The organism is Streptomyces sp. NPDC048623, assembly GCF_040650755.1.
In the GTDB taxonomy this organism is placed as follows: Bacteria; Actinomycetota; Actinomycetes; order Streptomycetales; family Streptomycetaceae; genus Streptomyces.
In genome coordinates, this window is sequence record NZ_JBEZHV010000001.1 from 287676 (window position 1) to 307107 (window position 19432).

The window sequence follows — 19432 nt, forward strand, 5'->3', positions numbered from 1 at the left end:
CCAGGGGGACCGGACTGTCATGACACTCGACCTCTCCACCCGTATGCAGCGCGCCGCCGCCCAGCTCAAGGAGACCTCCCCGCACACCCTCGACGGCTTCCTCAAGCTCAACGAGATCTTCGAGTCGACCACCCTCGACCCGCACTCCCGCGAGACGGTCATCCTGACCGTCGCCGCCCGCAACCAGTGCCACCTGTGCATCGACATGCACGAGGCCAAATTCTCCGCCCTCGGCCCGGCCCCGTCCGCCGAACGCCTCGACGCCGTACGCCGGTTCACCCTCCAGGTGCTCGCCGCGTCCGGCGCGGTCTCCGACGCCGAGCTCGACGCCTTCCTCGCCCACGGCTACACCCGCCAGAACGCCCTCGAAGTCGTCCTCGGCATCGGCACGTACACCGTCTCCACCTTCGCCAACCGGCTCACCAGGGCTGCCTAGGGGTCCCAGGGATCCCAGGGGTCCCCTACGGATACACGTACGGGCCGCCCACACCCCACGCCTGGTGCAGCGCGTCCGCGAAGGCCGCCGCCAGCTTGTGCTCGCCCGTCGGACCCGGGTGGGTGCCGTCGTACGTGTCCGCGTGGATGTCGTACGACTCCGGGATCGTCGCGAGGAGCAGCGGCGAGGCCGCCGAGTCCAGGTCCGCGACCGTCTTCGCGAGCAGCTCGTTGAAGCGGGCGCACTCGGCGGCGAAGGGCGCGTCGTACTCGGCCCGTACGTTCGGGATGACCGGCAGCATGACCGCCCGGACGTGCGGGTTCGCGGCGCGCGCGGCGCCCAGGAAGGCGCGCACGTTGTCCGCCGTCTGGTCGCTGTTGGTGTAGAAGCCCAGATCGATCAGGCCGAGCGAGATCAGCAGCAGATCCGCGCCGGTCGCGGTCACCGTCTCCCCGATCAGCGGCGCCATGTGCAGCCAGCCCTCGCCCCAGCCGGCCAGATGGCGCCGGGCGGCCGCGGGAAAGGCCGGGTCGGCGTACGCGCCGGAGGTCGCCGCGTCCTCGGCGGGCTCGTACAGCGCCGTGCGCGGGCCGGTGATCTCGTACGAACCGGCCCCGGGCAGCACGGACTCCAGGTGCTGCCACATCCGGTACCGCCAGGTGAAGTCGCCGGCGCGTCCGATGGTCATGCTGTCGCCGACGAACAGAAAACGCATGGCGCTCATTCTCGCCGAGGCCGTTGACGTCCGGCGACGTGACCCCGGACACCCGGGAGACAGAGGCGACCTGTGCGAGCCCGTCCCGGCGGCCCGTGGCAGGCTGGAGGGCATGCGATCTGCTGTGACGCGCGCCCTCGGGGCGACGGCCCTGGGGGTCACCGCCCTTGTCCTGCCGCTGGCCGCCGCTGTCCCCGCCGTCGCGGCCGATGCCGATCAGGGCTTCACCATCCAGGATCCCCGGATCACCGAGTCCAGCGGGCTCGCCGCCAGCCGCGCCCACCCCGGGATCTACTGGACGCACAACGACCAGGACGCGCCCCTGATCTACGGCGTCGACTCCCGTACGGGGGAGACCGTCGCGACCCTGACGATGAAGGGGGTCGGCACGCCCCGGGACATGGAGGCGATCTCCGTCGGCCCGGACGGGGACATCTACGTCGGTGACATCGGGGACAACCTCGACGGCTCCTGGAACCACGTCTGGATCTACCGCTTCCCCGAGCCGAAGGAACTGCGCGACCAGACCGTCCGGGCCACCCAGTACGACGTGAAGTACGCCGACGGGCCGCGCAACGCCGAGGCGCTGATGGTCCATCCGAAGACCGGCCGGGTCTATGTCGCGAGCAAGAAGGAGAACGGCGCCGGCCTCTACGCCGGCCCCGAGCGCCTCGACCCGACCCGGACGAACGTCTTCCACCGCATCGGGGACGTCCCCTGGGTGACGGACGGCGCCTTCTCGCCCGACGGCACCCGCCTCGTGCTCCGCGGCTACTTGATGGCCAAGGAGTACGCGTGGGAGGGCGGCCGCCTCGCCGACGACGGCACCTCGGTCGGCGCGCCCTTCCAGGGGCAGGCGGAGTCGGTGACGTACACCCCGGACGGCTCGGCCTTCCTGTTCGGCGCGGAGGGGAAGGACAGCCGGGTGGTGCGGGTGGAGCGGGCATCCGGGCCTTCGTCGTCTTCGTCGCCTTCGTCGGCGAAGCCGACCGGGGCGGCGCCGGGCGGCACGCCCGAGTCCCCGGCGGCCCCCGCCGACGGCGAGACCGGGAAGGGCAGCGCCACCGTCGGCTTCCTCGTCCTCGCCGGCGCGGCCGTCCTCGTGGTCGGCCTCAAGCGCGTCTTCCGCAAGAGCTGACCCCTGGGGGACGCCAGAGGGCCCCGCACCGGACACGGCCGGTGCGGGGCCCTCGTACTGCTGGAACCGTTACAGCTGGCCGATCACGTAGTCGATGCACGCCGTCAGCGCGCGCACGTCCGCCGGGTCGACCGCCGGGAACATCGCGATGCGCAGCTGGTTGCGGCCCAGCTTGCGGTACGGCTCGGTGTCCACGATGCCGTTGGCGCGCAGCGCCTTGGCGACGGCGGCCGCGTCGATGTCGTCCGAGAAGTCGATCGTGCCGATGACCTGCGAGCGCTTCGCCGGGTCGGTGACGAACGGGGTCGCGTACTTGGACTCCTCCGCCCAGCCGTACAGCGCGTCCGAGGACTCCTTCGTCCGGGACACGGCCCAGTCGAGACCGCCCTGGCCGTTGATCCACTTGAGCTGCTCGTTGAGCAGGAAGAGGGTCGAGAGCGCCGGGGTGTTGTACGTCTGGTTCTTCAGCGAGTTGTCGATCGCGGTCGGCAGGCTGAAGAACTCCGGGATGTGCCGGCCCGACGCGTGGATGCGGGCCGCGCGCTCCAGGGCGGCGGGGGAGAAGGCCGCGAGCCACAGACCGCCCTCGGCGGCGAAGGACTTCTGCGGGGCGAAGTAGTAGACGTCGGTCTCGGTGATGTCGACCGGCAGACCGCCGGCGCCCGAGGTCGCGTCCACGAGGACCAGCGCGCCCTCGTCGGCGCCCGCGACCCGCTTCAGCGGGGTGGCGACACCGGTGGAGGTCTCGTTGTGGGTGAAGGCGTAGACGTCGACGCCGGCCTCGGCCACCGCCTCCGGGTGGGTGCCCGGGTCGGCGGAGATCACGGTCGGCTCGGCCAGCCACGGGGCCAGCTTCGCGGCCTTCGCGAACTTGGACGAGAACTCGCCGAAGGTGAGGTGCTGCGACTTGTTCTCGATGAGACCGTGCGTCGCGATGTCCCAGAAGGCGGTGGAGCCGCCGTTGCCCAGGATCACCTCGTAGCCCTCGGGCAGCGAGAAGAGGTCACGGATCCCGGCACGCACCTCGCCGACCAGGTTCTTGACCGGAGCCTGGCGGTGGGAGGTACCGAGGAGAGAGGTGCCGGTGGCGGCCAGGGCGTCCAGCGCCTCCGTACGCACCTTGGAGGGGCCCGCGCCGAAACGGCCATCGGCGGGCTTCATGTCAGCGGGAATCTGGATATCGGCCACGAGGCGGAGCGTATCGGTTCGGGCGGATCGGGGCAGAGGCATGTCCGCCGGATGAGACGAAGACTGAGACACTGGGTAGTCGTGGGATCACACGAAGCACGTACGGGAGCGCGTACGGGAACGGGAAAGAAGGGCCGGTCGGGCAGGTCGGGCACGTCGGGCGCGAAGGCAGGCCCGGAGTCCGGGCCCGCCGGAGACCTCGCGGCGGCACTGCGCGCCGCCGTCGCCGACGCCGGCGACGTGGACTTCTCCGTCACCGCCCGCGCCCTGACCTCCATGGACGCCTCCAACTACCGGCGGGTCCCGCTCGGTGTCGTCGCCCCGCGCGACGCCGGTGACGTGGTCGCCGCGCTCGCCGTCTGCCGTGAGCACGGGGTGCCGGTGGTCGCGCGCGGCGGCGGTACGTCGATCGGCGGGCAGGCCACCGGAACGGGTGTCGTGTTCGATTTCACGCGCCATATGGACGGCCTCGTGTCCCTCGACCCGGAGGCGCGGACCGCCGTCGTCCGGCCCGGGCTCGTCCTCGACCGGCTGCGCGCGGCGGCCCGCCCGTACGGCCTCACCTTCGGCCCCGACCCGTCCACGCACTCCCGCTGCACCCTCGGCGGCATGATCGGCAACAACGCGTGCGGCGCGCACTCCGTCGCCTGGGGGACGACGGCCGACAACGTGCGCGCCCTCGACGTCGTCACGTACGACGGGCGGCGGCTGCGCGCCGGGCAGGACGGGCAGGGCGCGCCCGCCGGACTGCGGGAGCTGGTCGGACGGCATCTCGCGCTGCTCCGGACGGGCTATCCGGCGGGTCTTCCGCGCCGGATCTCGGGTTACGCGCTCGACGCGCTGCTGCCCGAGCGGGGCGCGGACGTCGCCCGGTCCCTCTGCGGCAGCGAGGGCACGCTGGGCGTCGTCACGGAGGCCGAGGTACGGCTCGTGCCGCTGCCCGCCGAGCCGGTGCTCGTCGTCCTCGGGTACGCGGACGAGAGCGCGGCCGCCGACGCGGCGGCGGGCCTGCTGCCGTACGGTCCGCTGACCGTGGAGGGCATGGCCGCCGATCTCGTACGGGGGGCCTCGGGGCTTCCGAAGGGCGCGGCCTGGCTGTTCTGCGAGGTGGACGGGCCGGGCGCGGCACGGGAGTTGGCGCGGGCGGCGGACGCGCTCGACGCGGTCGTGGTGACGGACCCGGCCGGGCAGCGGGCGCTGTGGCGGATCCGGGAGGACGCGGCGGGGACGGCGACCCGGATGCCGGACGGCGGGTCGGCCTGGCCGGGGTGGGAGGACTGCGCGGTGCCGCCGGCCCGGCTCGGGGCGTATCTGCGGGAGTTCCGGGGCCTGCTGGCCGAATTCGGCCTCCGGGGGATCCCGTACGGGCACTTCGGTGACGGCTGCGTGCACGTACGGATCGACTTCGACCTGTATTCAGGCGACGGGGTACGGGACTTCCGCCGGTTCTCCGAGGCGGTGGCCGATCTCGTCGTGGCCCACGGGGGCTCGCTCTCCGGCGAGCACGGTGACGGCAAGGCGCGGGCGGAGCTGCTGCCGAAGATGTACGGGGACGAGCTGGTCGGGCTCTTCGGCGCGGTCAAGGACCTGTGGGACCCGGACGGCGGCCTGAACCCGGGGATGCTCGTACGGCCCGAGCCGCTGGACTCCGGGCTGCGGTTCGAGGGGCTGCCGGTCGTGGGCCCGGTCGCGGACCTCGGGCGGGAGGCGGCGCGGTGCGTCGGGGTCGCCAAGTGCCGGGTGGAGGGCCCGAGTTCGGGGCCGGGCGTGATGTGCCCCTCGTACCGGGCGACGGGCGAGGAGGAGCACTCCACGCGCGGGCGGGCACGACTGCTGCACGAGATGGCGCTCGGGGAGCTGATCACCGACGGGGAGCGGTCGGAGGAGGTGCGCGAGGCGCTCGATCTGTGCCTGTCCTGCAAGGGCTGTCGCAGCGACTGTCCGGTGGGCGTCGACATGGCCGCGTACAAGTCCCGTTTCCTGGAGGGCCATTACGCGGGCCGGCCGTGGCGGCGGCCGCGCTCGCACTGGACGATGGGCGGGCTTCCGCGCCTTCTCGACCGGTTCGGGACCGGTCTCAACGTGGCGATGGGCCTGCCGTTCGCAGCCCGCCTCGCGGGGGTGGCGCCGGAGCGGGAGTTGCCGAGGGTCGCGGAGCGCTCGTTCGTGTCGTGGTTCGGGGAGCGGGCCTCCGGCCGCCCGCCGGCGCTGACGCTGTGGCCGGACACCTTCACCGACCATCTCGCCCCGCAGGTGGGGGCCGCGGCGGTACGGGTCCTGGAGGCGGCCGGCCTGGGGGTGGCGCTGCCGCCGGGGAAGGTCTGCTGCGGGCTCACATATGTCTCGACGGGGCGGCGCGGCGCGGCGCGCCGGGTGATGCGCCGGACGCTGGACGTGGTGTTCGGTGAGCTCGCCCCGGATCTCCCGGATCTCCCGGATCTCCCGGATCGGCCGGATCTCCCGGATCTCCCGGATCTGCCGGTGGTGGTCCTTGAGCCGTCCTGTGCGGCGACCCTGCGCACCGATCTGCCCGAGCTGCTGCCGGACGACCCTCGTGCCGCCCGACTCGCCGCCTCCGTACGGACGTTCGCGGAGGCCCTGGAGGAGCTGGCGCCCGGCTGGGTCCCGCCCCGCGCGGACCGCCCCGTCACCGGCCAGACCCACTGCCATCAGCACGCGGTGCTCGGAGACGCGGCCGACCGGCGGCTACGGCAAAGGGCGGGCCTGGAAGGGGAGCTGGCGGGAGGCTGCTGCGGTCTCGCGGGCAACTTCGGCTTCGAGCCGGGGCATCAGGCGGTGTCGGTGGCGTGCGCGGAGGACCAGCTTCTGCCCGCGCTGCGGGCGGCGCCGCACGACGCGGTCGTCCTCGCGGACGGTTTCTCCTGCCGAACGCAGATGGCGCACCTGGCACCGGAGTACCACGTGCGCCATCTGGCGGAGGTTCTTGCGGAGGAGCTGGACCGGTAGCGGCCCTTCGCAGGGCTACCGCGCGTCCTTGTCGAACGTGGCCGTCGACCAGAAGTAGCCGAGGACCGCGAGGCCGACGCACCAGCCGACGGCGAGCCAGCCGTTGTGGCCGATCTCGGTGCCGAGGAGCAGTCCGCGCAGGGTCTCGATGGCCGGGGTGAAGGGCTGGTACTCGGCGATCGGCTGGAACCAGCCCGGCATCGCGTCGACCGGGACGAAGGTGCTGGAGATCAGCGGCAGGAAGATCAGCGGCATGGCGTTGTTGCTGGCGGCCTCCGCGTTGGGGCTGATCAGGCCCATGCCGACGGCGATCCAGGTGAGCGCCGTGGCGAAGAGGACCAGCAGGCCGAGCGCGGCGAGCCATTCGAGCGCCGAGGCGTCGTGGGAGCGGAAGCCGATGGCCACACCGACGGCGCCGACCAGGACCACGCTGACCACCGACTGCAGCACGCTGCCGACGACATGCCCGACGAGCACCGAGCCGCGGTGGATCGCCATGGTGCGGAAGCGGGCGATGATGCCCTCGCTCATGTCGTTGGCGACGGAGACCGCGGTGCCGATCGTCGTACTGCCGATGGTCATGAGGAGCAGACCGGGCACGAGGTAGGCGATGTACCGCGCTCTGTCGGCGCCGCCGCCGCCGATGCCCGCGCTCATGGTGTCGCCGAAGATGTAGACGAACAGCAGGAGCAGCATGATCGGCGTGAGCAGCAGGTTCAGTGTGAGGGACGGATAGCGCCGGGCGTGCAGGAGGTTGCGCCGCAGCATGGTGGAGCAGTCGCGCGCGGCGAGGGACAGGGTGCTCGTGCTCATCGGGCGTTCTCCTCGGTCGGGGTGTGCTGGGAGGGGATTTCCTGAGCCGTGCTGCTGGTCAGGGCGAAGAAGACGTCGTCGAGGTCGGGGGTGTGCACGGTGAGTTCGTCGGCCTCGATGCCGGCGCCGTTCAACTCGCCGAGCAGGGCGTGCAGTTCGCGCTGGGTGCCGTCGCTGGGGATCTGCAGGGTGAGGGACTCGTCGTCGCGCGCGGCCCGGGACAGGGCGATGGCGGCCGCCCCGTACGCCTCCGGGTCGGTGAAGCGGAGCCGTACATGCCCGCCGGGCACGATCCGCTTCAGCTCCTCGGCGGTGCCCTCGGCCACGATCCGGCCGCCGTGGAGCACGGCGATCCGGTCGGCGAGTTCGTCGGCCTCCTCCAGGTACTGGGTGGTGAGGAAGACCGTGACGCCGCCGGAGACCAGTTCCCTGATGATCTGCCACATGTCGTGGCGGGAGCGCGGGTCGAGTCCGGTGGTCGGCTCGTCGAGGAAGATGATCCGCGGGCTGCCGACCAGCGTCATGGCGATGTCGAGGCGGCGCTTCATGCCGCCGGAGTAGGTGGAGGCCGGCTTCTTCGCGGCCTCCGTGAGGTCGAAGCGCGCCAGCAGGTCGGTGACGACCTGCCGTCCCTCGCGCTGGGAGAGGTGGTGCAGGTCCGCCATGAGGAGCATGTTCTCCTCGCCGGTGATCAACCCGTCGACGGCCGAGAACTGCCCGGTGACGCCGATCGCGGCCCGTACGGACTGCGGGGCGGCGGCGAGGTCGTGGCCCCCGACGCGGATCGGGCCGCTCGCGGGGTCGGGGGACACGAGGGTGGAGAGGATCTTGACCGCGGTGGTCTTGCCGGCGCCGTTGGGGCCGAGCAGGGAGAAGATCGTGCCTTCCGGGACGGCGAGGTCGATCCCGTCGAGGACGGTCTTGTCGCCGTAGGACTTGCGCAGTCCGTTCGCCGCGATGGCCAGGTCGGTCATGGTGCGTTCTCCTTCGGGGTCCGGTCTCAGAGGCTGCGGGCGGTGATGTCGCCGTGGGAGGTGGTGGCGTGGACGGTCAGCGCGGAGGCGGCGCCGTCGCTGTTCCTGAGGGAGTTGTGGATCCGGCCGTACGAGGTGCCGGCGTCCAGCGAGGCGGAGACCCCGCGGGCGGCGCCGACGGTGATGTCGCCCTTGCCGGCGCGCAGGGAGACGGCGCCCCGGACGGCCTCGGCGATGTGGAGGGCGCCCATCTGGGTGCTGATCTCGGCGTCGCCGCCGAGGCGTCCGACGGTGATGTCGCCGGCCTGGAGGGCGATCCGCGCGCTCGCGGCCTCGTCGAGCTTGACCGGGCCCTGCGCGGCCTCGCAGGCGACGTCGCCGAGGCGGCCGACACCGCGCAGGTCGAGCGCGGCGCCCTTGGCGTCGACGCGGGAGCCGGCCGGCAGCTGGACGGTGACCTCGATCGAACCGGACGGGCCGAAGGCCTGGTTCTTCCCCTGGGGGCCGGTGATCCGCAGGACCCCGTCGGCGAAGGAGACCTCGGTCTGCTCGGCGGCCTTGACGTCGCGGCTCTTGCCGGCGTTCTCGGGGCGGACCTCGACGGTGGCGTCGGAGCGGTCGGCGGCGATGAGGCGGACGTGGCCGGCGGGGACGTCGAGGACGACGGAGACGGGGGTGGTGGTGGCGAACTTCTGCATGGTGAGCTCCTGGGTTCGTGTGGTGCGTTTCTGTTTTCTGACATGGGAAACGCTACGTTGCGTTCATGGTTGCGGCAACAGGCTTGTTGCCGTGAATCCCAGTAATTGCAGGCCAGATGGGCTAAATCATTGCAACGACTCTGACGTCTAATGCAACGTCAGGAGCGGGGTGCGTTGCAATGAGGTGAAGGTGAACGCTAAGGTGGGCTCACCACGGAGCGGGACGGGTACGAAGGAGGCAGGACATGCCGGGAGGCAGGCTCACCCAGCAGGAACGTCAGCAGATCGCCCAGGGTCTGGCCGACGACCTCGCCTACGCGGAGATCGCCCGGCGCCTCGACCGCCCCACCTCGACCGTCACCCGCGAGGTCATGCGCAACGGCGGCCCCGCCGGCTACCGCGCCGACCTCGCCCAGCGCGCCACCGGCCACCGCGCCCGGCGCGGCCACCCGCCGGCCGCCGCCGCGCCGCGCGACGCGCGGACCGCGCCCGAGCAGCCGTACGGCCGCGACGCGGCGGAGGTGCGCGCGTACGAGGAGACCTTCACCGCCGTCCTCATGGCCTCGGGCATGAACCGCATGTCGGCCCAGATCCTCGGCCGCCTGCTGCTCAGCGACACGGAAGGCATCACCGCGGCCGAACTCGTCCAGCACCTCCACGTCAGCCCGGCCTCCGTCTCCAAGGCCGTCGCCTTCCTGGAGGAGCAGGGCCTGGTGCGGCGGGAGCGCGACGAACGGCGCCGCGACCGCTACTTCGTGGACGCCGACGTCTGGTACGAGTCGACGATGGCCAGCGCCCGCGCCAACACCCGGCTCGCCGAGACGGCACGGGAGGGCGTCGGCGTCTACGGCGCGGGCACCCCGGCGGCGGCGCGCCTGGAGAACATCGCGCGCTTCCTCGACTTCATCTCGGAGAGCATCACGAGGGCGGCGGAACAGGCGCGGGACATCCTGTACGCGCAGCCGCCGCAGGCGCAGCCGCAGCCGCAGCCGCAGGAGGTGCCCCCGTCGGAGGGGGAGCGGTAAGGCCCCCGGCCGTGGGGACGAGCGCGGTCACGTGGGGCGACCGGAGCATAGGGCGCCCACCCGGCGCCACGCCCCAAGGCTCCGGCCGAGCCCAAGCGGCGGGCACGGACGCGGTGACAGGATGACCGCATGGAGACGAATCGGCTGTGGACGGGCCTTCACGACGACCTGTCGGCGGCGAAGGCCCGGGTGTACGACCCGAGTGGCTTCGTCTGCTCGCTGCCGGTGCCCGAATCGGAGAGCGCCGAGTACGCGGCGTGCGCGTTCACGGTCGATGGCCGTTCGGTCCGGTTCCGCGTGGGCAAGACCACCCCGACGAAGGTGGGTCAGTTCGTCACCGTGTGGCAGCGGTCTGCTGAAGGGCCGATCCGGCCCTTCGACGCCGACGACGGGGTGGACCTCTTCGTCATCAGCAGCCGCGACGACACCGGTTTCGGGCAGTTCGTGTTCCCACGCGAGGTGTTGTGCGAGCACGACATCGTCTCCCGCGGCGGCTGCGGAGGGAAGCGCGGCTTCCGCGTCTATCCGCCGTGGGTGACCACGACCAACCGGCAGGCCCGCAGTACCCAGCGATGGCAGGTGAACCACTTCCTCGACCTCGGCCGGAACACACCCGCAGACCTGACGCGCGCCCGCACCCTCTACCACCCACAGGCACCCCTGCGAGCCGGGGCGTCCGGCCACTGAGTGAACGGGCTCCTCCGCTCAGGAGCCCTGGCGGCGGACCATCTCGGCGATCCAGTCCGGCGCGTAGGGGGAGGTGCAGCCGGGGGAGGTCGGGTAGTCCTTCAGGACCTCCAGGCGTTCGCCGATGGCGACGGCGCGGGCGCGTAGCCCGGCGTGTTCGATGCCGATCTGGGCGAGGGTGGTGTTCATCGCCCACTGGAGGCGGTCGGGGGCGTCCTGCATGTCCGCCTCGATGACGTCGAGCAGCCTCGGCAGATCGAGACCGGCCGGCCTCTTCGCGACGCGGTCGGCGGTCAGTGTCCACCCGGCGGCGGCCGCCACCGGATCCGGGTCGGCGGACCACGCCACCCGCAGCTCCTCGGCGTACGGGCTCTTCTTCACCACGTTCCCGATGAGCCAGTCCTGCACCTTGGGCGTACGGGCGGTGCGCAGCATCCCGTCCAGCTCGTCGCGTCCGAAGTCCTTCGGCCGGCAGATCAGCAGCGCGAGCAGCTTCGCGGCGGTGTCGTCCGTGGCCCAGAGCTCGCGTGCGAGCTCCTGCTGCGTCTTCAGGCGTTTGGCGAGCGCCCGCAGCTTCCCGAGGTTCACCCCGTGATCGTCCCCGTGCCGCTCGTTCACGGCGCGCGCCTTGGGATCCTCCAGGGCGGCCAGCTCGGCCATGACCTCGTCCACGTCCACGTCCCCGCCGGCCTCCTCGCCTCACTCCACCGCGCGCGCCCTCCAGCGTACGGAACGGTGCGCCCTTACCTCTCTGGCGTCTCAGGGGTGAACAGCTCCTCCACACGCGTGGCGGTGGCCGCCCGGTCGAGCCACAAGTCGAGCGTCCCCAGGTCGGTGCACTCGGTGATCCGGCCGGCCGCCTCCTCGGGGACCTCTACACCTCGGGCCGCGAGCACGCGCAGAACGGCTTCCGACAAGGCCTCCGCCTTGCCCTCCGCCTTGCCCTCCGCCTCGCCATCGGCCTTGCCCTTGAGGTATGTCTCCTCCACGAGGGTGCCTCGGCCGGGGAAGTAGCTGACCGTAGCCATGAGTTTCCTCCAGATGTCCCTGGCCAGGGTGTCGCCCAGGCCGATTTCCATGAATTCGGAGTAGTACGAGATGGAGTCCCGGTCGGCCGACCCCAGCGCCGTCGCCAGGGCATCCAGTATGGCCGGAGCCTCCGGACTCCTGCCATGAGTGAGGGCCGAGAAGGCCGTCATGGCGAGGTTCTGGACCGCCACGGCGGGATCGGTGATGATCGGCACGTTGTCGGGGCCGAGGACGAGCGGATGAACGCTGATCGCCGTCCAGTCCCTGTAGCCACTGCGGAAGGGCCCGGCGGCCCACCGCGCCGTGGCGGGGTCCTGGCAGACCACGAGGAGCAGCACGGGAAGGCCGTGCTTCGCGCCCAGATATCCGAGGTAGTACGTCCAGCTCGACGCCTTGTCCGGGTCCCGCCTGCCCTGGGCCTCGATGGCGAGGAGGAAGCCGTCGCCGTCGGGCGGCTCGACGCGCAGGACGCTGTCCACGCGGCGTTCCAAGGGGCGGATCTCGGTGGTGTCGGGGGTGAGGACCTCGACCTTCGCCGCGGCCGGCAGGGGTACGCCGAGGAGCCGGAAGACCGGCGACAGTAACTCCGGACGGTCTTGGAAGATCCGGTGCGACGCTTCGTGCGGTGAGCTGACCATGCCGTGAACGTAGGGCGCGGCCCTCACTTCGCGCTATGCATCCGGCATATGACTACCCGTGTGGTGATCTTCGCTCTCCCGTACGATCTCGCGCGCCAGCGCGAGCAGCGCCGCCGTTGCCGGGTGCGGGGCCGCCGGGCGCCAGGCCAGGACGACGGGGAGGGGCGGGGCGTCGCGGAGGGGGCGGTAGGTGACGCCCGGGTGGGGGTGGAGGGCGGCCGTGGAGGCGGAGGAGACGCCGATGCCGCGGCCGGCGGCGATGGCGGCCAGCCAGTCGTCGGTGTTGGCGACCGTCAGGGTCGAGCGGGGGCGCTGGTCCGGCGGCCAGAGGTCGAGGGTCGTCGTACCGGAGACCGTGTTGAGGACGGCCGTCTCGCCCGCCAGGTCCGCGAGGGCGAGCTCCGCGCGCCCGGCCGGTGCGCTGTCCGCCGGCAGCGCCGCCACCCGCGCCTCCCGCAGCAGCTCCTCCGTCGCCAGGCCCGGCACGTCCACCGGCCCGCGCAGCAGCGCCGCGTCCACCTCGCCGCGCAACAGGCCGGCGGTGCGGTCGTCGATGCGGAGGAGTTCGAGCGGGGTCTCGGGATGCTCGCGCCGCCAGCGGCGCAGCAGGGGAGTGGTGTACGGGCCGAAGGCCGACCACGCGTGCCCGAGCCGCAGCGGCCGGTGCCGCAGCCGCCCCGGATCCACCGCCGCCTCGAACGCGGCTACCGCCGCCGTCGCCCGTTCCCGGAACGCCCGCCCCTCCGCCGTCAGCGCCAGATGATGCGTCGAACGGTCCACCAGCCGCGCCCCCAGGTGTTTCTCCAGGGCCGCGAGCGTCCGTGAGACCGCGGGCTGGGTGAGGTGGAGGCGGGCGGCGGCCCGGGTGAGGTTGCCCTCCTCGGCGATGGCGAGGAAGCAGCGCAGATGGCGGACCTCGATGCTGGTGCGGCTCATGCGTGCGGAGCATAACCGCAGCGCAATCGGCATTTCCGGTGCCGCGCGGAGGCTCGTAGCGTGAAGCGGAGGGAACCGTACCGGGGAAAAGGGTTCTGCGCCCGAGCCGGTGGTCCATTACTCTGGACTCCAAGGTTCAGTACTGTGGACTTCCCCTCACGCGCCAGGACAAGGAGCACGCCGGTGGACAGCCCGGTCAAGGACATAACCGCCGGCCCTGTGGCAGCCGCCCCGGCACCCGCCGCCCCGGCCGCGCCCCACGCACCCCGGGCGGCCACCGCCCGCCCCGCCCGGTCCACCCGCCTCGGCCCCGTCGCCCTCGTCGTCGCCGGCGGCCTCTCCGTCCAGTTCGGGTCCGCCGTCGCCGTCCTCCTCATGCCCCGGGCCGGCGCCCTCGGTGTCGTCACCCTGCGGCTCATGCTCGCCGCGCTCGTCCTGCTCGTCGTCTGCCGCCCCAAGGTCCGCGGCTACAGCCGCGCCGACTGGGGCACGGTGCTCGCCTTCGGCGCCGCCATGTCGGGGATGAACATCCTCTTCTACCTCTCCGCCGAGCGGATCCCGCTCGGCGCCGCCGTCACCTTCGAAGTGCTCGGCCCGCTCGCGCTCTCCGTGTTCGCCTCCCGCCGTCTGATGAACCTCCTCTGGGCCGGACTCGCCCTCGTCGGCGTCGCCCTCCTCAGCGGCCTCGCCGGCGGCGGTGGCGGCGGCGGTGGCGGCGGTCTCGACGGCCTCGATCCGGTCGGTGTCGTGTGCGCGTTCGCCGCCGGCGCCATGTGGGCCACGTACATCGTCTTCAACGCCCGCACCGGCCGCCGCTTCCCGCAGGCGGACGGACTCGCGCTCGCGATGGGTGTCGGCGCGGTCATCAGCCTCCCCTTCGGCATCGTCTCGGCGGGCGACAGGCTGCTCGTGCCCTCGACCATCGGGCTCGGCCTCGCGGTCGCGCTGATGTCCTCCGTGCTGCCCTACACCCTCGAACTCCTCGCCCTGCGCCGCCTCCCCGCCCCCACCTTCGCCATCCTCATGAGCCTCGAACCGGCCATCGCCGCCACCGCCGGCTTCCTCGTCCTCCACCAGTCCCTCGGCCTGACGGACGCGCTCGCCATCGCCCTCGTCATCGCGGCGAGCATGGGCGCGGTACGGACCCAGGTCGGCGGCCGCGCAGGCGATTAGCCAGAACAACTCGGTGGCGGGCGCGGGCCGTTGCGTACCACGATGCGGGCATGACCGCACGCGAATTCGAATCCCGCGAGACCGACGAGACCGACGAGACCCCCGAGCGCTGGACCGTGGCCACCGTCTACCCCGACATGTGGGCCGACCCCGACGACGACCCCCGCGACAAGCAGGGCCCCGGCCCGGACGGGGAGCTCGCGACCCTGCAGGACTTCCTCCGCGACTACCGCCTCACCCTCCGCATGAAGTGCGAGGGCCTGGACGCCGAGCAGCTCGCCCGCCGCTCCGTCCCGCCGTCGACCATGTCGCTGCTCGGCCTCGTACGGCATCTCGCCGAGGTCGAGCGCGACTGGCGCGGCTGGCTCGGCGCGGACCGGCGGATGCCGAAGCTGTACGGGGCGCGGGACGCCGATTTCCACGGTGCCGTCGCCGACCCGGCCGTGGTCGAGGAGGCCTTCCGTGACCTGGAGCGCGAGCAGGCCGCCACGGACGCCGCCCTCGCCGAGTACGCCGACCTCGGCGAACGCGTCGGTCCGGACGAGATCGCGATCCGTGAGCTGATGGTGCACCGCGTCGACGAGTACGCCCGTCACTGCGGGCACGCGGACCTGCTGCGCGAGTGCGTCGACGGGCGGGTCGGCCAGTAGGGGTCAGGCCCGCAAGGGCGCACGTGAGGAGGGCCGGGGGCCGGCACCCCCCGGCCCTCCGGCGTTCCCCCCGTTCCCCGGCCCTCCGGCGTTCCCCCCGTTCCCCGGCCCTCCGGCGTTCCCCCCGTTCCCCGGCCCTCCGAAACCGCCCGCAAAATCTAAAGCAAGCACGCTTGATTGTTTCTGGCCCGGCTGCCATGCTCCTCACGCACCTCCGTGACCCGCCCGTCCCCCGAGGGGAGCGCACCGTGTCCGACCCCGCCGTCGTCCTCGCCGACCTGCGTGCCGAGAGTGAGGAAGTCGACGCCCTGGTCAGGGAGTTGACCGACGAGCAGTGGGCCCTGCCCACGCCCGCCCCGCGCTGGACGGTCGCCCACCAGATCGCGCACCTCGCCTGGACCGACGACGCCGCACTGCTCGCCGCGACCGACCCCGAGGCCTTCGCCGCCGAGACCGAGAAGGCGCTCGCCGCGCCCGACCGCTTCGTCGACGACGGCGCCGAGGAGGGCGCGGCCCTGCCGCCCGCCGAACTCCTCGCCCGCTGGCGCGAGGGCCGGGAGCGACTCCACCAGATCCTGTCCGAGGCGCCGCCCGGGACGCGTTTCCCCTGGTACGGGCCCGCCATGAGCGCCGTCTCGCTCGCGACCGCGCGCCTGATGGAGACCTGGGCACACGGCCAGGACGTGGCCGACGCCCTCGGAGTCGTACGACAGCCGACCGCCCGGCTGCGGCACGTGGCCTGGATCGGGCTGCGGGCCCGGGACTACGCGTACCTCGTGCGCGGGCTCACCCCGCCCGCCGAGCCCTTCCGGGTCGAACTCACCGCGCCGAGCGGCGAGTCGTGGACGTACGGCCCCGAGGACGCGGCCCAGAGGATCACCGGCCCCGCGCTCGACTTCTGCCTGCTCGTGACCCAGCGCGCCCACCGCGCCGACACCGCGCTGACCGCCGTCGGCGCCGACGCGGAGGAGTGGCTGGGCATCGCGCAGGCCTTCGCGGGCCCGGCGGGCCAGGGCCGCGCCGCCAAGGGGGACGCGTGAAGAGCGTCCTGCGGATCGGCAACGCCTCCGGCTTCTACGGCGACCGCTTCGACGCCGTGAAGGAGATGCTCACCGGGGGAGGGGACGAGGGGCGCCTCGACGTCCTCACCGGCGACTACCTCGCCGAGCTCACCATGCTCATCCTCGGCCGCGACCTGCTCAAGGACCCCGCCGCCGGTTACGCCAAGACCTTCCTGCGCCAGATGGAGGAGGGCCTCGGGCTCGCCCACGAGCGCGGCACCCGGATCGTCGCCAACGCGGGCGGCCTCAACCCCGCCGGACTCGCCGACGCCCTGCGCGCCCTCGCCGCGAAGCTCGGCCTGCCGCTACGGATCGCCCACGTCGAGGGCGACCGGCTGTCGGCCGACCAGCTGCCGGCCGGCGGCGACGGCGTCCTCGCCGCCAACGCCTACCTCGGCGGCGCCGGGATCGCCGCGTGCCTGGCCGCCGGCGCGGACGTCGTCGTCACCGGCCGGGTCACGGACGCGGCGCTCGTCACCGGGCCCGCGCGGTGGTTCTTCGGCTGGGGCCCGCAGGCGTACGACGAACTCGCGGGCGCGGTCGTCGCCGGGCACGTCCTGGAGTGCGGCACCCAGGCCACCGGCGGCAACTACGCCTTCTTCACCGGACACGACGTACGCCGCCCCGGCTTCCCCGTCGCCGAACTCCACGCCGACGGCAGCGCGGTCATCACCAAGCACCCCGGCACCGGCGGCCTCGTCGACCTCGGTACGGTCACCGCCCAGCTCCTGTACGAGACGGGCGGCGCCCGCTACGCCGGGCCCGACGTGACCGCCCGCCTCGACACCGCCCGGATCACCCAGGAGGGCCCCGACCGCGTCCGGATCGACGGCGTACGGGGCGAGGCCCCGCCCCCGACGCTCAAGGTGGGGCTCAGCAGGCTCGGCGGCTTCCGCAACGAGGTCGTGTTCGTCCTCACCGGCCTCGACATCGAGGCGAAGGCGGAGCTGGTCAAGGCGCAGATCACCGACGCGCTGGAGGCGAACGGCGCCACGTCGGCGCCCGGCGAGGTGCGCTGGGAACTCGCCCGCACCGACCGCCCGGACGCCGGCACCGAGGAGACCGCGAGCGCCCTGCTCCGCCTCGTCGTCCGCGACCCCGACCCCGAGAAGGTCGGCCGCACCCTGACAGGGGCCGCGATCGAACTCGCCCTCGCCTCCTACCCCGGCTTCCATGTGACCGCCCCGCCGGGCAAGGGTGCCCCCTACGGGGTCTTCGACGCCGTGTACGTCCCCGTCGGCGAGGTCCCGCACACGGCGGTGCTCCCCGACGGGACCCGCGCCCCCGTGCCCGTACCGCCGACGACCCGTGCCCTGGAACCCGTACCGGAGCCGGACCTGCCGCCGGCGCCGCCGCACGGGCGGCCGACGCGCAGGGCCCCCCTCGGCCTCGTCGCCGGAGCCCGCAGCGGCGACAAGGGCGGGGACGCCAACGTCGGCGTCTGGGTGCGCACGGAGGCGGAGTGGCGCTGGCTCGCGCACACCCTCACCGTGGACACGTTCAAGCAACTCCTGCCGGAGACCGTCGACTTGCCTGTCATCCGGCACGTCCTGCCCAATCTGCGCGCCCTCAACTTCACCGTCACCGGGATCCTCGGCGAGGGCGTCGCCTCCCAGGCCCGTTTCGACCCCCAGGCCAAGGCTCTCGGCGAGTGGCTGCGCTCGCGCCACCTCGACGTACCGGAGGATCTCCTGTGACCGTGCTCGCCTCCGCCCTCGACACCGGCGGACCCGACTACGCGGCCCACCGCGCCGCCATGCTGGAGAAACTGGCCGCGCTCGACGCCGAGCACGCCAAGGCGCTCGCGGGCGGCGGCGAGAAGTACACGGCCCGGCACCACAAGCGCGGCAAGCTGCTCGCCCGCGAGCGGATCGAGCTGCTCGTCGACCCCGACTCGCCGTTCCTGGAGCTGTCGCCGCTCGCCGCCTGGGGCAGCGACTATCCCGTAGGGGCGTCCCTGGTGACGGGCATCGGGGTCGTCGAGGGCGTCGAGTGCCTGATCACCGCCAACGACCCGACCGTGCGCGGTGGCGCGTCCAACCCGTGGACCCTGAAGAAGGCCCTGAGGGCGAACGAGATCGCCTTCGCCAACCGCCTCCCCGTGATCTCGCTCGTCGAGTCCGGCGGCGCCGATCTCCCCTCCCAGAAGGAGATCTTCATCCCCGGCGGGGCGCTCTTCCGCGATCTGACCAGGCTCTCCGCCGCCGGCATCCCCACGATCGCGGTCGTCTTCGGCAACTCGACGGCCGGCGGCGCCTACGTCCCCGGCATGTCCGACCACACCGTGATGATCAAGGAGCGCTCGAAGGTCTTCCTCGGCGGCCCGCCGCTGGTGAAGATGGCGACGGGGGAGGAGAGCGACGACGAGTCCCTCGGCGGCGCCGAGATGCACGCCCGCACCAGCGGGCTCGCCGACCACTACGCCCTGGACGAGCCCGACGCGCTGCGCCAGGCCCGCCGGATCGTCGCCCGGCTCAACCACCGCAAGGCGCACCCCGATCCGGACCGCTGGACGGTCGAGCCGCCGAAGTACGACGAGGACGAGCTGCTCGGCATCGTGCCCGGCGACCTCAAGACCCCGTTCGACCCGCGCGAGGTGATCGCCCGGATCGTCGACGGCTCCGACTTCGACGAGTTCAAGCCGCTGTACGGGACGAGCCTGGTCACCGGCTGGGCACGGCTGCACGGCTACCCGGTGGGCATCCTCGCCAACGCGCAGGGCGTGCTCTTCTCCGCCGAGTCCCAGAAGGCCGCGCAGTTCATCCAGTTGGCGAACCAGCGCGACATCCCGCTGCTCTTCCTCCACAACACCACCGGCTACATGGTCGGCAAGGAGTACGAGCAGGGCGGCATCATCAAGCACGGCGCGATGATGATCAACGCGGTCTCGAACTCGAAGGTCCCGCACCTCTCCGTCCTCATGGGCGCGTCGTACGGCGCCGGGCACTACGGCATGTGCGGCCGCGCGTACGACCCGCGCTTCCTCTTCGCCTGGCCGAGCGCCAAGTCCGCCGTCATGGGCCCGCAGCAGCTCGCGGGCGTGCTGTCGATCGTCGCGCGCGCGTCGGCGGCGGCGAAGGGGCAGCCGTACGACGAGGAGGCGGACGCCGGGCTGCGCGCGCTGGTCGAGGCGCAGATCGAGAGCGAGTCGCTGCCGATGTTCCTGTCCGGGCGGCTGTACGACGACGGGGTCATCGACCCGCGTGACACGCGCACGGTCCTCGGCCTCTGCCTGTCCGCGATCCACACGGCACCGGTCGAGGGCGCGCGCGGCGGCTTCGGCGTCTTCCGAATGTGAGGCCTG

18 protein-coding genes are annotated in these 19432 nt (G+C 72.7%); 10 read left to right on the plus strand and 8 right to left on the minus strand.

All coding sequences use genetic code 11. The features are described from left to right. The first annotated feature begins 19 nt into the window (after positions 1 to 19). On the plus strand, positions 20 to 436 hold the full coding sequence (locus AB0C73_RS01480) for a carboxymuconolactone decarboxylase family protein (protein WP_362523314.1): 417 nt from the start codon (positions 20 to 22) through the stop codon (positions 434 to 436). A 25-nt stretch (positions 437 to 461) separates the two neighbouring features. On the opposite strand, the gene AB0C73_RS01485 is transcribed toward AB0C73_RS01480, so the two are convergent. Continuing rightward, on the minus strand, positions 462 to 1151 hold the full coding sequence (locus AB0C73_RS01485; protein ID WP_362523316.1) for a GDSL-type esterase/lipase family protein: 690 nt from the start codon (positions 1149 to 1151) through the stop codon (positions 462 to 464). A gap of 112 nt (positions 1152 to 1263) precedes the next feature. On the opposite strand from AB0C73_RS01485, the gene AB0C73_RS01490 reads away from it, so the two are divergent. Then, a complete protein-coding gene (locus tag AB0C73_RS01490) occupies positions 1264 to 2289 on the plus strand; it encodes a WD40 repeat domain-containing protein (RefSeq protein WP_362523318.1) in 1026 nt (341 codons plus the stop codon). 69 nt (positions 2290 to 2358) lie between these two features. Here the strand turns inward: AB0C73_RS01490 and serC are convergent, their stop codons facing one another. Further along, complete coding sequence (gene serC, locus AB0C73_RS01495) at positions 2359 to 3477, minus strand: phosphoserine transaminase (RefSeq protein ID WP_362523319.1); 1119 nt, start codon at positions 3475 to 3477, stop codon at positions 2359 to 2361. Positions 3478 to 3687: 210 nt separating this feature from the next. On the opposite strand from serC, the gene AB0C73_RS01500 reads away from it, so the two are divergent. After that, entirely contained in the window at positions 3688 to 6444 is a 2757-nt protein-coding gene (locus AB0C73_RS01500; RefSeq protein WP_362523855.1) for an FAD-binding and (Fe-S)-binding domain-containing protein, read from the plus strand. A 15-nt stretch (positions 6445 to 6459) separates the two neighbouring features. Here AB0C73_RS01500 and AB0C73_RS01505 read toward each other — a convergent pair whose 3' ends face one another. The 3 genes from AB0C73_RS01505 to AB0C73_RS01515 are packed head-to-tail and all read right to left on the minus strand — an operon-like array spanning position 6460 to position 8929. Then, on the minus strand, positions 6460 to 7257 hold the full coding sequence (locus AB0C73_RS01505) for an ABC transporter permease (protein ID WP_362523321.1): 798 nt from the start codon (positions 7255 to 7257) through the stop codon (positions 6460 to 6462). Further along, positions 7254 to 8231, minus strand: a complete 978-nt coding sequence (locus tag AB0C73_RS01510; protein ID WP_362523323.1) for an ATP-binding cassette domain-containing protein — start codon at positions 8229 to 8231, stop codon at positions 7254 to 7256. The genes AB0C73_RS01505 and AB0C73_RS01510 overlap by 4 nt, the downstream gene beginning before the upstream one ends. Positions 8232 to 8257: 26 nt before the next feature. Further along, the gene (locus tag AB0C73_RS01515; protein ID WP_362523325.1) at positions 8258 to 8929 is read right to left on the minus strand and encodes a DUF4097 family beta strand repeat-containing protein; all 672 of its coding nucleotides are present in this window, start codon (positions 8927 to 8929) and stop codon (positions 8258 to 8260) included. Between the two features lie 245 nt (positions 8930 to 9174). Here AB0C73_RS01515 and AB0C73_RS01520 point away from each other — a divergent pair, with 245 nt between their 5' ends. Both AB0C73_RS01520 and AB0C73_RS01525 read left to right on the plus strand, forming a co-directional pair. Beyond that, positions 9175 to 9954, plus strand: a complete 780-nt coding sequence (locus AB0C73_RS01520; RefSeq protein WP_362523327.1) for a helix-turn-helix domain-containing protein — start codon at positions 9175 to 9177, stop codon at positions 9952 to 9954. A gap of 129 nt (positions 9955 to 10083) precedes the next feature. Continuing rightward, entirely contained in the window at positions 10084 to 10641 is a 558-nt protein-coding gene (locus AB0C73_RS01525) for a MepB family protein (protein ID WP_362523328.1), read from the plus strand. A gap of 18 nt (positions 10642 to 10659) precedes the next feature. Here the strand turns inward: AB0C73_RS01525 and AB0C73_RS01530 are convergent, their stop codons facing one another. From AB0C73_RS01530 to AB0C73_RS01540, 3 genes are all read right to left on the minus strand, one after another. Beyond that, positions 10660 to 11301, minus strand: a complete 642-nt coding sequence (locus AB0C73_RS01530; protein WP_362523857.1) for a DNA alkylation repair protein — start codon at positions 11299 to 11301, stop codon at positions 10660 to 10662. An 83-nt stretch (positions 11302 to 11384) separates the two neighbouring features. Beyond that, entirely contained in the window at positions 11385 to 12308 is a 924-nt protein-coding gene (locus tag AB0C73_RS01535; RefSeq protein ID WP_362523330.1) for a hypothetical protein, read from the minus strand. Between the two features lie 33 nt (positions 12309 to 12341). Further along, positions 12342 to 13277 (minus strand): LysR family transcriptional regulator, encoded by a 936-nt coding sequence (locus tag AB0C73_RS01540; protein WP_362523332.1) that lies wholly within the window; start codon positions 13275 to 13277, stop codon positions 12342 to 12344. Positions 13278 to 13427: 150 nt separating this feature from the next. On the opposite strand from AB0C73_RS01540, the gene AB0C73_RS01545 reads away from it, so the two are divergent. The 5 genes from AB0C73_RS01545 (at position 13428) to AB0C73_RS01565 (ending at position 19426) form a co-directional block, all read left to right on the plus strand. Next, a complete protein-coding gene (locus tag AB0C73_RS01545) occupies positions 13428 to 14417 on the plus strand; it encodes an EamA family transporter (RefSeq protein WP_362523334.1) in 990 nt (329 codons plus the stop codon). 50 nt (positions 14418 to 14467) lie between these two features. Beyond that, entirely contained in the window at positions 14468 to 15067 is a 600-nt protein-coding gene (locus AB0C73_RS01550; protein WP_362523336.1) for a DinB family protein, read from the plus strand. A gap of 248 nt (positions 15068 to 15315) precedes the next feature. Beyond that, complete coding sequence (locus AB0C73_RS01555) at positions 15316 to 16107, plus strand: TIGR03084 family metal-binding protein (protein ID WP_362523338.1); 792 nt, start codon at positions 15316 to 15318, stop codon at positions 16105 to 16107. After that, positions 16104 to 17825 carry an acyclic terpene utilization AtuA family protein gene (locus AB0C73_RS01560; protein ID WP_362523340.1) on the plus strand — a complete coding sequence of 574 codons (1722 nt, stop codon included), beginning with the start codon at positions 16104 to 16106 and terminating at the stop codon, positions 17823 to 17825. The genes AB0C73_RS01555 and AB0C73_RS01560 overlap by 4 nt, the downstream gene beginning before the upstream one ends. Further along, positions 17822 to 19426: a carboxyl transferase domain-containing protein gene (locus AB0C73_RS01565; RefSeq protein WP_362523342.1), complete on the plus strand. Its 1605-nt coding sequence runs from the start codon at positions 17822 to 17824 to the stop codon at positions 19424 to 19426. The genes AB0C73_RS01560 and AB0C73_RS01565 overlap by 4 nt, the downstream gene beginning before the upstream one ends. The last annotated feature ends 6 nt before the right edge of the window (positions 19427 to 19432 follow it).